This is a genomic window from Pseudarthrobacter oxydans, from assembly GCF_013314975.1.
Lineage (GTDB): Bacteria > Actinomycetota > Actinomycetes > Actinomycetales > Micrococcaceae > Arthrobacter > Arthrobacter oxydans.
Window position 1 is genome coordinate 26,099 of the sequence record NZ_JABTYH010000013.1, and the last position, 13,136, is coordinate 39,234.

General features: G+C 65.4%; 10 protein-coding genes and 2 tRNA genes. 4 read left to right on the forward strand and 8 right to left on the reverse strand.

The window, feature by feature from the left end:
* Positions 1–35: 35 nt before the first annotated feature.
* The 5 genes from HTS88_RS10505 to bcp all read right to left on the reverse strand — a co-directional run bounded on the left by HTS88_RS10505 (position 36) and on the right by bcp (position 5,048).
* Positions 36–1,538 carry a malate:quinone oxidoreductase gene (locus HTS88_RS10505; protein WP_174178107.1) on the reverse strand — a complete coding sequence of 501 codons (1,503 nt, stop codon included), beginning with the start codon at positions 1,536–1,538 and terminating at the stop codon, positions 36–38.
* 79 nt (positions 1,539–1,617) lie between these two features.
* Positions 1,618–3,288 carry an ABC transporter substrate-binding protein gene (locus HTS88_RS10510; protein ID WP_174178109.1) on the reverse strand — a complete coding sequence of 557 codons (1,671 nt, stop codon included), beginning with the start codon at positions 3,286–3,288 and terminating at the stop codon, positions 1,618–1,620.
* 178 nt (positions 3,289–3,466) lie between these two features.
* On the reverse strand, positions 3,467–4,141 hold the full coding sequence (locus HTS88_RS10515) for a fasciclin domain-containing protein (protein ID WP_174178110.1): 675 nt from the start codon (positions 4,139–4,141) through the stop codon (positions 3,467–3,469).
* Positions 4,142–4,393: 252 nt separating this feature from the next.
* Positions 4,394–4,475, reverse strand: a tRNA-Leu gene (locus HTS88_RS10520).
* A 99-nt stretch (positions 4,476–4,574) separates the two neighbouring features.
* Complete coding sequence (bcp, locus tag HTS88_RS10525; protein ID WP_174178112.1) at positions 4,575–5,048, reverse strand: thioredoxin-dependent thiol peroxidase; 474 nt, start codon at positions 5,046–5,048, stop codon at positions 4,575–4,577.
* A 96-nt stretch (positions 5,049–5,144) separates the two neighbouring features.
* Between bcp and HTS88_RS10530 the strand changes: the two genes are divergently transcribed.
* Complete coding sequence (locus HTS88_RS10530) at positions 5,145–5,606, forward strand: MarR family winged helix-turn-helix transcriptional regulator (RefSeq protein WP_174178237.1); 462 nt, start codon at positions 5,145–5,147, stop codon at positions 5,604–5,606.
* Between the two features lie 245 nt (positions 5,607–5,851).
* Here the strand turns inward: HTS88_RS10530 and HTS88_RS10535 are convergent.
* The 3 genes from HTS88_RS10535 to HTS88_RS10545 form a co-directional block, all read right to left on the reverse strand.
* Positions 5,852–5,927: transfer RNA gene (locus tag HTS88_RS10535), tRNA-Lys, on the reverse strand.
* 114 nt (positions 5,928–6,041) lie between these two features.
* A complete protein-coding gene (locus tag HTS88_RS10540; protein ID WP_343044927.1) occupies positions 6,042–7,112 on the reverse strand; it encodes a PQQ-dependent sugar dehydrogenase in 1,071 nt (356 codons plus the stop codon).
* A gap of 58 nt (positions 7,113–7,170) precedes the next feature.
* The gene (locus HTS88_RS10545) at positions 7,171–8,352 is read right to left on the reverse strand and encodes a sunset domain-containing protein (RefSeq protein WP_174178116.1); all 1,182 of its coding nucleotides are present in this window, start codon (positions 8,350–8,352) and stop codon (positions 7,171–7,173) included.
* 254 nt (positions 8,353–8,606) lie between these two features.
* Here HTS88_RS10545 and ilvD point away from each other — a divergent pair, with 254 nt between their 5' ends.
* The 3 genes from ilvD to ilvN all read left to right on the forward strand — a co-directional run bounded on the left by ilvD (position 8,607) and on the right by ilvN (position 13,118).
* The gene (gene ilvD / locus HTS88_RS10550; RefSeq protein WP_174178118.1) at positions 8,607–10,325 is read left to right on the forward strand and encodes a dihydroxy-acid dehydratase; all 1,719 of its coding nucleotides are present in this window, start codon (positions 8,607–8,609) and stop codon (positions 10,323–10,325) included.
* Positions 10,326–10,695: 370 nt separating this feature from the next.
* Entirely contained in the window at positions 10,696–12,603 is a 1,908-nt protein-coding gene (locus tag HTS88_RS10555; protein ID WP_174178120.1) for an acetolactate synthase large subunit, read from the forward strand.
* Positions 12,604–12,605: 2 nt separating this feature from the next.
* Positions 12,606–13,118 (forward strand): acetolactate synthase small subunit, encoded by a 513-nt coding sequence (ilvN, locus tag HTS88_RS10560; protein WP_009356538.1) that lies wholly within the window; start codon positions 12,606–12,608, stop codon positions 13,116–13,118.
* Positions 13,119–13,136 lie beyond the last annotated feature (18 nt).

Here is a 13,136-nt window from a genome sequence, read left to right on the forward strand (position 1 = left end):
GGACCCGAAGGCGCCGGCCGCCGGCCCCGGCAGGGTCAGCGGCTGGCGGAAACGCTCTCCAGCTGAAGTGATGCGGCCGTCGCCTTTTCCAGCTCGACAGCCAGGTCCGGGTTCTCGTCCAACTTGACCCCGTAGCCGGGCATCATGTCCTTGAGTTTGGACTGCCAGCCCTTGAAGTTCCGGGGGAAGGTCCTCTTCAGCAGCTCGATCATGATAGGTACCGCAGTGGACGCTCCGGGCGATGCGCCCAGGAGCGCGCCGATCGAACCGTCCCGGCCGGCGATTACTTCAGTGCCGAACTGCAGCACGCCGCCCTTCTGCGGATCTTTCTTGATGATCTGTACACGCTGGCCGGCGGTGATCAGTTCCCAGTCGCCGTCCTTGGCCTCCGGGTAGTACTCGCGCAGGGCCTCCACCTTGTCGGCGTGCTTCTTGGCCACTTCCTTCACCAGGTAGGCGGTGAGGTCCATGTTGTCCTTGGCCACGGCCAGCATGGGAATGATGTTGCTGGGCCTGATGGACAGCGGAAGGTCCAGGTACGAGCCGTTCTTCAGGAAGTTGGTGGAGAATCCGGCGTAGGGGCCGAACAGCAGCGACCGCTTGCCGCCCACGTAGCGGGTGTCGAGGTGCGGCACGGACATGGGGGGCGCGCCCACCGATGCCTGGCCGTAGACCTTGGCGCTGTGCTGCGCGGCAATGGTTTCGTCGGTGCAGCGGAAGAACTGCCCGGAGACCGGGAACCCGCCGTAGCCTTTGCTTTCCGGGATGCCGGAGGCCTGCAGCAGGTGCAGGGCGCCGCCGCCAGCGCCGACGAACACGAACTTGGCGTGGATCTTGCTGTGCTCGCCGGACTTGGGGTACTTCAGCGAAAGGTTCCAGCCGCCGTCGGACGCCCTGGAGATTCCCGTGACGTCATGGCCGTAGTTGATTTCGACGCCGTTGTTCCCGAGGTAGGTGGTCAGCTCCCGGGTCAGTGCCCCGAAATCGACGTCGGTGCCCTCGGCTGCGCGCGTGGCGGCAACGCGCTGCTTCGGGTCGCGCCCCTTCACGATCAGGGGAGCCCACTTGGCGATCTGGGCGTGGTCCTCGGAATATTCCATGCTCCGGAACAGCGTGTGGGGCTTGAGTGCCTCGTACCGCGTGCGCAGGAACCGCGTGTGGTCCTCGCCGATCACGAAGCTCATGTGCGGCACGGTGTTGATGAAGCCTTTGGGGGATCCGATCAGCTTCTGGTCCACCAGGTGGGACCAGAACTGGCGGGAAAGCTGGAACTGCTCATTAATGAGCAGCGCCTTGGAGGGGTCCACTGAGCCGTCTTTGGCGGCAGGGGAGTAGTTCAGCTCGCAGAGGGCGGCGTGGCCGGTTCCGGCGTTGTTCCACGGGTCCGAGCTTTCCAGCCCCGGCTGGTCCAGCCGCTCGAACAGAGAGATGGTCCAGTCCGGCTCAAGCTGCTTGAGGAATGCCCCCAGCGTGGCGCTCATGATGCCGCCGCCAATCAGGACGACGTCGGCATGTGGGGTCTTGGAAATGAAGGTCACGATCAGTCTCCGATTGCAGCGGCTCTGGCTGTCACAGAATATCCCCGGGCAGCGGACATACTGAAATTGGACCGCTCCGTCAAGGCTTTAGTTGCACCTTCGTGAAAACTTCATTTAAGACCGGGGAGGCGGGATAGCTCAGCACGCGGTCGGACAGGGCCAGCGCGGAGATGGGGAAGGCGACGGGGACGGCCGGTACGGTCGCGGCGATCTGGGCGTTGATGGTGTGATATTGCTCATCCCGTTCCTCGCCTTCCGGAAGCCCGCGCGCCCGGTTGATCTTCGAAAAGACCTGAGGATCGTGGTAGCCGAACTCGCCGTTCTTTTCGCCGAAGAGGGGGCCCACGAAATTGTCGGCGTCGGAGTAGGAGCCGTTCCAGCCCAGCAGATGGAGCGCATGGTCGCCGGGAGACTGCACCTTCTGCAGGTAGCCGTCCGCCCAGTCCACCGGCACGGGACGGATGTTAAGTCCGACGGCGGTGAGCTGGCGGCTGATCTCGGCATACACCTTCTCGGGTGTGGGCAGGTAGGGGCGGGTGACGTTCAGGGGATAGTAGAACTTCAGCTCCTCCCCGGCGTACCCTCCCTCTTCGAGGTATTCCTTGGCCTTGGCAGGATCGTGGCCCAGCGCCGGGGCGTCGTTGTTGAAGCCGCTGATTTTGGGCGGGACGAACTGCGTGGCCTTGGCGGTGTTGTCAATGAAGAACCGGCGGATCAGCGTTTCCTTGTCGATCGCCATTTCGATGGCCTGGCGGACCTTCAGGTTCTTGAGTACGGGGATGTCCTGGTTGATGCCCACGTACATCACGGAGAACGGGTCACGCTGGACGATCTGCTTTCCGCGCTTGACCAGCTGGTCGAAGTTGCCCACCGTTACAGCGTCGTAGCCGTCGATCTTGCCGTCCAGCAGGGCCTGGAGCCGCGCCTGCGGATGGTCGTAGGCCACGAAGTTGATCGTGGCAATCTGGCCGCGCTCCCCCCAGTAGGAGGTATTGGTGGCCAGGGTGACACTGCCTTCGTCCCACGAGGCGAGCCTGAACGGTCCGGTTCCCACCGGATTGGTGCCGAAGCCTGACACGGGCTGCCCGCCGCGGTTCTGGTCCAGGACGTCAGCCGTGCCCGCGGCGAGGGCTGCCGGCGAGGCGATGGCGAAGGCAGGCAGCGTGAGGGCCTGCAGGAAGGCGGTGAAGCGCTGGGTGAGGTCTATCCGGACCGTGTCCGGTGATTCGGCCGTGCAGCTTTTGAAGATGGAGAGCTCCGGCTCATCCGAATGGGCCTTGAAGACTCCCTTGAAGGAGCTGCCGGGCGCCTGCCGCCTGATATCCGGGGAAAAGGCGAACCAGCGGTTGAAGTTGGTGCACACGGCGTCGGCATTGAACGGGGTTCCGTCCTGGAACATGACGTCGGTCCGGAGCTTGAAGGTGTAGGAGCGGCCTTCGTTGGACTCGGTCCATTCCGTGGCGAGCAGTGGTGTGGGTTTCCCGGTGACCTGGTCCACGCCCACCAGTCCCTCGAGGATCTGCCGGGTGATGCGCTGGGACTCGACGTCACTGGAAAGTGCCGGATCCAGGCCCAGCGGCTGGGCTGCGGTTCCGAAATTGAAGGTGGCGGAGGGCTCGGGAGCAGCCGTGGTGCTGGGGGAGCCGGAGGACGGAGAGGGGGCGGGGACGGCGGTGCACGAGGTCATGCCCAAGGCGAGGAAAACAGCGCCGGTCTTGATGACCGTCCGCCGCGATGTACTGCTGGGCACTCGATTATCACCTCGGGATTTTGCCGGCTCCGCCGCGTGCGGGCCGGAGCCCAGTCTAATAGACGCTCCTTAAAGTAACCCGGAACCGGCCGGACGGTTCCCGCGGGAGCCGAAAAGCCGGGAGCCGTCCTTTCGGACGGCCCCCGGCTTCACCGGAAGGAACTGGCCTGCCTGGTGACTACTTGGGCATCAGTACCGAGTCGATCAGGTAGACGGTGGCGTTCTTGGTCTGCACGCCGCCGCAGATCACGTTGGCGTCGTCAACCTTGAGCTCGTCGCCGCTGCCCGTAACGGTCACGCTGCCGCCCTGGACGGTGGCGTGGGTGCCGGCGATCATGTCAGGGGTGATCTGGCCCGGAACCACGTGGTAGGTGAGGATCTTGCTCAGGAGCGCGTCGTCCGTCTTGAGGGTTTCGATGGTGGCTGCATCGATCTTGGCGAAAGCGTCATCCACCGGAGCGAAGACCGTGAACTCTCCGCCGTTCAGGGTGTCCACGAGGTCCACCTTGGGGTTCAGCTTCCCGGACACTGCCGAGGTGAGGGTGGTGAGGATCGGGTTGTTGGAGGCCGCGACGGCAACGGGGTCAAGGGCCATGCCCTCAACCGAGCCTGCACCGGAGGGAACCTGCTCGGCGTAGGCAGCACAGCCCGGGCCCACCAGGTTGGCGGCCGGGTCCATGGCCGCGGCAGAGGTGCTGGCCGACGGCGAGGGGGCCATGCTGGACGCGGACGGCTCGGCTGCCGGGGCGGAGGAGGCGGTGGTGGTTGCGGACCCGCCGCAGGCAGTCAGGCTGAGCAGGGCCGCTGCTGCAACGCCTGCGACGGTGAAGGTTGTGCGCTTGATGGTCTGCATGTCGGTTCTCCTTGGTTGTGGCATCTACCCGCCGCGGGCGTGGTGCCTGCGGCGTCTTCCGAAACTTGCTGGTGGGCACCTGCCCTTGGCTGGTGTCTCACTGTCTATTCGGCCGTCGGCAGGATGCGGATGGGTAAATTCCCTGGAGTTTTTCGGCGGAGCCCGGATTCCCCTTCCGGACCGTGCGGAAAGGGCGGGGCGAAAGGGTGTTAAATGCAAAGGTCCCCCGGCCGCAGCCGGGGGACCATACAGTGCGCAAGGGGGGACTTGAACCCCCACGCCCGAAGGCACAGGAACCTAAATCCTGCGTGTCTGCCAATTTCACCACTCGCGCAGGGCTTCCGGCCGTTGCGGCCCCCACAGGGGCCCGCCGGCGGATGCCAGTGTCCATTGTAGCGTCGCCGCGGCAGGGCCCCGGCTTGGCGGATCTTTGTCAGGTGTCCAGGTTCAGGTCCCGCCGAAGTTTGGCTACGTGGCCTGTGGCCCTGACGTTGTACTGGGCCAGCGCAACCTTCCCGTCGGGGTCCACCACGATGGTGGAACGGATGAGCCCCTCATAGGTCTTGCCATAGTTCTTCTTTTCGCCCCAAGCGCCATATGCCTCGGCAACCGCATGGTCCGCATCGGAAAGCAAAGGGAAGCCCAGGCCTTCCTTGGCTGCGAATTTTGCAAGCTTTTCCACGGGGTCGGGGGAGATGCCCAGGACGTCGTAGCCCGCCGACTGGAGAGAGGCCATGCTGTCGCGAAAATCGCACGCCTCCTTGGTGCAGCCCGGCGTGGCGGCCGCAGGATAGAAGTACACAATGGTGTGTCGGCCCTGGCGGGGGGACAAACTGACGTCGGTGCCTGACGAATCCTTCAATGTGAATCCGGGCGCGTCGTCGCCGGAAACGAGTCTTTCAGCCAATGTTTTTCTCCTAGTTGCAGGCGGGACACACCAGCCTAGTAAGCGCCGGGAACCAGCGCTAATCCCCACTTGGCTATACTGGCTGCTATGCCTGATATGGATCACTGGCCCACGGGGCGCCTCTTGTCCACTGCTGCGCGCCTCGTCGAACACTCCTGGAACGAAAAACTCGGCGCCATCGGCCTTACCCACGCCGGAGTTATCGCGATTGAGGTCCTGGATGCCCAGGGCCCCATGACGCAGGCCCAGCTCGCGCAATACGTTCGCGTCCAGGCGCAGACCATGGGTAAGACGCTCAGCCGTTTGGAGGCCCACGGACACATTGTCCGGGTCCGCAGCACCTCGGACCGCAGGAGCCACGTCGTGTCGCTTACCGAGCAGGGCAAGGAAGCGGTGGCTGCAGCGGTGGAAATGGAACGGTCCGTGCTGGCGTCAGCCTCGATCGACCCGGACCTGCTGCGGCAGGAGCTCCAGGCAGTGGTGCGGGAACTCGCTAGCCAATTCGCCAAGTCTCCCGGCGACAATGCATTGGTGGAGAACTCGCCGTCAACACGCTAGAACCGGCGCTTCAGCACCGGGGCGTGGCCACAGCTTCACAGCTGCGGCCACGCCTTTTTTGTTGCCGTCAGGCCTGCGGGTGGAAGGGGACGGACGGTCCCTGTTGAAACAGCTGCGTGAAAGTTGAAGGTCAGCGGCGTGGGGCGAATTACCGGGATGAACGGCGGCAGGCCCGCCCTGGAATGCGGCAAACAACAAAACAGCCCCCGGTTCGCGTTTCCGCAAGCCGGAGGCTGTTTTCCCAGTGGTGCACCCCCCGGGACTTGAACCCGGAACCCATTGATTAAGAGTCAATTGCTCTGCCAATTGAGCTAGAGGTGCATCTTCTTTGCCTTGATCATCGGGCTTTTCTTTCCCCGTTGACCTCCGCAACGACATGAAACTCTACACGAACTTTTTGCCCATGTGAAATCGAAGCCCTGGACTGCCTCCGCATCAGGAAATCGGCGGCAAAACCAGCACGAAATCAGGGTTTTCGTTGTTTGTCAGGAGCCAGAATCCGCCCTCCGGAGTCCGCACGACGTCGCGGATCCTGCCGTACTGGCGTGTGAAATGGCCCACAGGCGTCCCGGCTTCCCCGCCCGCAAGTGGCACTGTCCACAGCCGCTGGCCCCGCAGTGCCCCGAGATAGGCGGTGGATCCCACGATCTCCAGGCCGCTCGGGGACGATTCGCTGGTTGACGGCCACACGACTTTTGCGTCCTGGAACCCGGGGCGGCGGGGCGCTCCGGTCACCTCCGGCCAGCCATAATTTCCGCCGGCCACAATCAGGTTCAGCTCGTCATTGACATCGGGGCCGAATTCACTGGCCCACAGCCGTCCTGCGCTGTCCCATGCGAGGCCCTGGACGTTGCGGTGGCCCAGGCTGTAGACGGCGTTGCCAAAGGGATTGCCCGGCGCCGGACCGCCGTCGGCCGTCAGCCGCAGGATCTTGCCGCCCAGGGCCCCGGGGTCCTGCGGCTGGTCCCTCCGCTGCGAGTCGCCCGTACCGACGTACAGGAAGCCATCCGGGCCGAAGCGGATCCTGCCGCCGTTGTGGGTGGTGGCTTTCGGGATGCCGGTGAAGATGATCTCCGGGCGGTCCGGGGACAGTGCACCGCCGGCGGTTTCCTGCACCCTTGCCCTGGCAATCCTGTTGTCCTCCTGTGCGGTGAAATACATGTACAGGTAGCGGTCGGAGGCAAAGCCGGGGGACAGTGCAAGTCCCAACAGGCCGCCCTCGCCGGCGGCGGCCACCCCTGGAACTTCACCTAGGCTTACGGCTTCCCGCCCCCTTCCACCGGCCGGCACTGCCTTGAGTAGGGCAGTGTCCCGCTCGGAGATGATGGCCGTTCCGTCCGGCAGGAACACGGCGGACCAGGGAATCTTCAGGTCAAGCTCAAGGCGCTCGGCAACGTCCGGCACCCGCACTTCATTTGTCTCCGGGAGGGTAGTACTCCCGGTGGGCCCGTTGCCGCCACCGCCCGTGCAGCCCGCCAGGAGCACAACGAGGCAGGCTGCAGCCACAGCAGGCAGGCGCTTTCGGACAGAGGGAGGAGGCTGGCCCGAGCGGGCTGGTCCGTTGCTAAAGGCGCCGCCGCCGTGGAGCCCGGAAGCCTGCTGCCTCGGCATGTGCCTCCGTTTCGAACCAGACGTCGGCCCGGGCCTGCTCATAGTCGGAGTGTCCCTCCTCGTAGTAGACCATGGCTCCGGCGTCGCCCTTCACGGTGTACCCGTCCGGGCCGCTGCCGTCAGTTCCGGCCGCCGCCGAGCCGGCGCCATAAGGCTCGTCCGCTGCCAGGTGCCCTGCCGGCTCGGACGGTGGAACGGACTGGGGCTGCTGGTCGCGGTCCGCTGCGGTTTCCACCAGCGAAGAAGACTGGGTGCGGTCCGCGGTTTCAGCGGAGGCGGCAGTTTCAGGAATTACGGCGGCTTCGGCGGCCGCCGCTGCACGGTCCTCCCCGCCGTGCCGGGGCGGTAGGCCCGCGCCACCCTGCGGTGAACCGCTGACCCCGCTGGCAGGCTGTGGCGCGGAGGCACCTGCGCGGTCCTCAAGCTGCGGTTCGGCTCCGGCGTCGTCCATGTCCTCCACGGCGGCCGTTTCCGCGCCCGGCAGCGTAGGAGCGTGGGGCTCGGTGTACTCAGGGTGGTGGACCGGGGAGTGATGGCGTTCCGCGTCCGTCGCTGCCGCCGGTTCCGCCTGGTGCCCCGTTGCGGCGGGGACGCCGCTTTCACCGGCCGGATCCACCTGGGCCGCATGGGTGGGAACGCCCTCCGTAGAGGCACTGCCCCTGGATCCTGCGGCGGGGGAAACGGCGGAGGAGCCCGAAGCCTCCGACCACTGTGTCTCCCACTCGTCGTCGTCCTGGCGGCGGACATCCTGGCTGGACGCTGACGGGGCCGTGGTGCCTGGCACCCCTGTCATGCCGGCTGCTGCAGCGGCGTTGGCAGTAGAACCTTCCCGCTCCTTCGTGCCGGTGGGCTGGGCGGCCTCTGCCCCGGCAGGTGACGCCGCTCCTGCGTGATCATCGGCGGTGGTGGGTGCCGCGGGCTCGGCGGGGCGGCCAAAGCCTGCCGCGCCGGCGATCCCGGTGGTTCCGGCAGCTTCAGCGGATGCCGCGGCACTGCCGCCGGAAAGCGCCCCGTCCGCGCGGGTCCGCTCCGGGGCGGAGGGCCCCGGCGCCGTCGACGACCTGTTGCGTTTGAGCAGCCACCACACGACGCCCACGATGACAACAAGCAGAATGATCCAAAAAACAAAATCCATGGCAAGCCCTTCAGTCCGGATGGCAAGGTGTACTTTCCCCGACGCTACGTCCGGCGGTCAGAACTGTCCAGATTGACGGGGAAGCCGGCAGGCGGCCCGTCACCGTGAGCCGCACCACAAGCGGGGGAGGGCATTCCCGGGTCATCTCATTATCTGAGATGGGTGTCCACCATTTGACTGAAATTTTCTGTTTTTGCCCCCAAACGTCACGGATCTGTCGTTGCGCCGTTCGGCGGAGCCATAGACTTTCCCCTATGAGTGACACCCACATCGCAACCGAGAACAAGCCTGACATCAAACCCCGGAGCCGGGTTGTAACCGACGGAATCCACGCGGCTCCCGCACGTGGCATGTTCCGGGCCGTCGGCATGGGGGACGACGACTTCGCAAAACCCCAGGTCGGCGTTGCGAGCTCGTGGAACGAGATCACTCCCTGCAACCTCTCCCTGAACCGGCTCGCGCAGGGCGCCAAGGAAGGCGTGCACGCGGGCGGCGGTTTCCCCATGCAGTTTGGCACCATCTCCGTGTCCGACGGCATCTCCATGGGCCACGAAGGCATGCACTTCTCCCTGGTTTCCCGCGAAGTCATCGCCGACTCCGTGGAAACCGTGATGCAGGCTGAACGGATCGACGGATCCGTGCTGCTGGCCGGCTGCGACAAGTCCCTTCCCGGAATGCTCATGGCAGCAGCCCGCCTGGACCTGTCCAGCGTGTTCCTCTATGCCGGCTCCATCATGCCCGGCTGGGTCAAGCTCGAGGACGGTTCCGAGAAGGAAGTCACCCTCATTGATGCCTTCGAAGCCGTGGGCGCGTGCGCCGCCGGCAAGATGAGCATGGAAGACCTGACGCGCATCGAAAAGGCCATCTGCCCGGGCGAAGGAGCCTGCGGCGGCATGTACACGGCCAACACCATGGCCTGCATCGGCGAGGCACTCGGCATGTCCCTGCCCGGCTCCGCCGCCCCGCCCTCGGCGGACCGCCGCCGTGACGAGTTCGCCCGCAAGTCCGGCGAAGCGGTCGTCAACCTGCTGCGCGAAGGCATCACCGCCCGCGACATCATGACCAAGAAGGCCTTCGAGAACGCCATCGCCGTCACCATGGCGTTCGGTGGTTCCACGAACGCCGTGCTGCACCTGCTGGCCATCGCCCGCGAGGCCGAAGTTGAGCTGACCCTTGACGACTTCAACCGCATCGGCGACAAGATCCCGCACCTGGGCGACCTCAAGCCCTTCGGCCGCTACGTCATGACCGACGTGGACAAGATCGGCGGCGTGCCCGTCATCATGAAGGCACTGCTCGACGCCGGCCTGCTGCACGGCGACTGCCTCACCGTCACCGGCAAGACCGTGGCCGAAAACCTCGCGGCCATCAACCCGCCGGACGTGGACGGTAAAATCCTCCGCGCGCTGGACAACCCCATCCACAAGACCGGCGGCATCACCATCCTGCACGGCACCATGGCCCCCGAAGGCGCTGTGGTGAAGAGCGCAGGCTTCGACGCCGACGTCTTCGAAGGAACCGCGCGGGTGTTCGAGCGCGAACAGGGCGCCCTGGACGCACTGGACAATGGCCGGATCAAGGCCGGCGACGTCGTCGTGATCCGCTACGAAGGCCCCAAGGGCGGCCCCGGCATGCGCGAAATGCTGGCCATCACCGGCGCCATCAAGGGTGCCGGCCTGGGCAAGGACGTCCTGCTCCTCACCGACGGCAGGTTCTCCGGCGGCACCACCGGCCTGTGCATCGGCCACGTCGCCCCGGAAGCGGTCGACGGCGGCCCCATCGCCTTCGTGAAGGACGGCGACAGGATCCGCGTGGACATCGCCGCCCGCAGCTTCGACCTGCTGGTGGACGAGGCAGAGCTCGCAGCCCGCAAGGTGGGCTGGGAACCCCTGCCGGCACGCTACACCAAGGGCGTCCTGGCCAAGTACGCCAAGCTGGTGCACAGCGCCAGTACGGGCGCATACTGCGGGTAGCGCCTACCCGGGCCGTTTGGCGCTGAGCGCCAAACGGCCCGGGGCCCTCGGCGCTACCCATATTAAGCCCTGCCGCCGTGTGTGGGCGGGCTTCAGCAAGGCGCCCTTGGGCAGCGTTGCTCGTTTGGTGGACAATGGGGTCCACATGGTGAGATCGCGGGTCAGCTCGTTGACACGCATCTTGCCCAGAGGGAAAACTGAACGCATGACTTTCGTTACCGGCATCGTCGTCGTCCTTACCAAGCGCGTGGCACATTAGCCCCGGGTAACGAACCGTCACGCGCAACCCCTCGAAGAGCCGCCAGGCTGAGGGGTTTTTTTATTTCCTGCAGTTTCCACGAACCACAGATGATCCACAAGGAAGAGTCCGATGAGCAAAGGATCGCCGATCAGCCCCTCGCTGATGGCTACTAAGTCCGCTGGAGCCACCAAGGCTCCGGAACGCGCCGACCGGACGGCCGACCAGGCCGTCGTCGCCGCCGACCTTGCTGCCGCCTCTCCTGTCCTTGGGCCGAACAACGTTGTACCCCCAACGGTGATGACCGGCTCGCAAGCTATTGTCCGCTCGCTCGAAGAACTCGGCGTCGACGATATTTTCGGTTTGCCCGGTGGCGCGATCCTGCCCACCTATGACCCCTTGATGGCCTCCAGCATGAATCACGTGCTGGTCCGTCACGAACAGGGAGCCGGCCACGCCGCGCAAGGCTACGCCATGGTGACCGGACGGGTTGGCGTGTGTATCGCCACCTCGGGCCCGGGCGCCACCAACCTCGTCACCGCCATCATGGATGCCCACATGGACTCCGTGCCGCTGGTGGCCATCACCGGCCAGGTGTCCAGCGGCGTGATCGGAACCGATGCGTTCCAGGAAGCCGACATCGTGGGCATCACCATGCCCATCACCAAGCACTCCTTCCTGGTGACGGACCCCAACGACATCCCGCATGTCATGGCTGAGGCGTTCCACCTGGCGTCCACCGGCCGCCCCGGTCCCGTCCTCGTGGACGTGGCCAAGGACGCCCAGGTTGGCCAGATGACCTTCTCCTGGCCGCCGAAGATCGACCTGCCCGGCTACCGCCCCGTCACCCGCGGGCACAACAAGCAGGTGCGCGAGGCCGCCAAGCTGATCGCAGCGGCCAGCAAGCCTGTGCTGTACGTTGGCGGCGGCGTCATCAAGGCGCACGCCGCGGCGGAACTGTTGGCACTCGCCGAGGCCACCGGAGCCCCGGTTGTCACCACACTGATGGCCAAGGGCGCCTTCCCGGACTCACATCCCCAGCACATGGGAATGCCCGGTATGCACGGCACCGTCTCCGCCGTGACTGCCTTGCAGCAGTCCGACCTGCTGATCACCCTGGGCGCCCGTTTTGACGACCGCGTCACCGGTGTCCTCAAGACCTTCGCGCCCCTGGCCAAGGTTATCCACGCGGACATCGACCCCGCCGAGATCTCCAAGAACCGCACCGCGGACGTGCCCATCGTCGGGTCCGTCAAGGAGATCATCCCTGAACTCACTGACGCTGTTCGCACCCAGTTCGAGGCATCCGGAACGCCGGACCTCACCACCTGGTGGGCCTTCCTGAACAACCTCAAGGAGACCTACCCGCTGGGCTGGACCGAACCCGATGACGGGCTCAGCGCACCGCAACGGGTCATCGAGCGCATCGGCGCCCTGACCGGGCCCGAAGGCGTCTACGTTGCCGGCGTGGGCCAGCACCAGATGTGGGCAGCGCAGTTCATCAAGTACGAGCGTCCGCACGCCTGGCTGAACTCAGGCGGTGCCGGGACCATGGGCTATGCGGTTCCGGCCGCCATGGGCGCCAAGGTCGGCGAGCCGGACCGCGTGGTCTGGGCCATCGACGGCGACGGCTGCTTCCAGATGACCAACCAGGAACTGGCCACCTGCGCCATCAACAAGATCCCCATCAAGGTGGCGGTGATCAACAACTCCTCCCTGGGCATGGTCCGGCAATGGCAGACCCTCTTCTACGAGGGCCGGTACTCCAACACCGACCTCAACACCGGCCACGACACCGTCCGCATCCCGGACTTCGTCAAGCTGGGGGAGGCCTACGGCTGCGCCGCGTTCCGCTGTGAACGCGACGAGGACATCGACGCCACCATCCAGAAGGCACTCGAAATCAACGACCGGCCCGTGGTCATCGACTTCGTGGTGAGCCCGAACTCCATGGTGTGGCCGATGGTGCCCGCCGGCGTGAGCAACGACCAGATCCAGGTTGCCCGCAACATGACCCCGGAATGGGAAGAAGAGGACTGACCATGAGCCGCCACACACTCTCCGTCCTGGTGGAAGACAAGCCCGGCGTCCTGACCCGCGTCGCGAGCCTCTTTGCCCGCCGTGCCTTCAACATCAACTCACTGGCTGTTGGCCCCACCGAGGTTCCGGGGATCTCCCGGATGACCGTCGTCGTCGATGCCGACGGCGACCTGATCGAGCAGGTCACCAAGCAGCTCAACAAACTGATCAACGTCATCAAGATCGTTGAGCTGACTTCTGAATCTTCCGTACAGCGAGACCACATCCTGGTCAAGGTACGTGCGGATGCCGCGACACGTCTGCAGGTGACCCAGGCTGCAGACCTGTTCCGTGCCGCCGTCGTCGACGTGTCCACAGACTCGTTGGTGATTGAGGCAACCGGTACTCCGGAGAAGCTTGCAGCGCTGCTCTCAGTGCTGGAGCCCTTCGGCATCCGCGAAATCGTGCAGTCCGGCACCCTGGCCGTTGGACGGGGATCCCGCTCCATGAGTGACAGGGCGTTGCGTTCCGCCTAGGAAGCTGCCGGGCACGGC

What these genes read in the sequence shown, in the direction of transcription:
- HTS88_RS10515 (WP_174178110.1), bottom strand. Translation starts at nt 4,141, where the DNA reads ATGCAGACCATCAAGCGCACAACCTTCACCGTCGCAGGCGTTGCAGCA.
- HTS88_RS10530 (WP_174178237.1), top strand. Translation starts at nt 5,145, where the DNA reads ATGGATCACTGGCCCACGGGGCGCCTCTTGTCCACTGCTGCGCGCCTC.
- HTS88_RS10545 (WP_174178116.1), bottom strand. Translation starts at nt 8,352, where the DNA reads ATGGATTTTGTTTTTTGGATCATTCTGCTTGTTGTCATCGTGGGCGTC.
- ilvD (WP_174178118.1), top strand. Translation starts at nt 8,607, where the DNA reads ATGAGTGACACCCACATCGCAACCGAGAACAAGCCTGACATCAAACCC.
- HTS88_RS10555 (WP_174178120.1), top strand. Translation starts at nt 10,696, where the DNA reads ATGAGCAAAGGATCGCCGATCAGCCCCTCGCTGATGGCTACTAAGTCC.
- ilvN (WP_009356538.1), top strand. Translation starts at nt 12,606, where the DNA reads ATGAGCCGCCACACACTCTCCGTCCTGGTGGAAGACAAGCCCGGCGTC.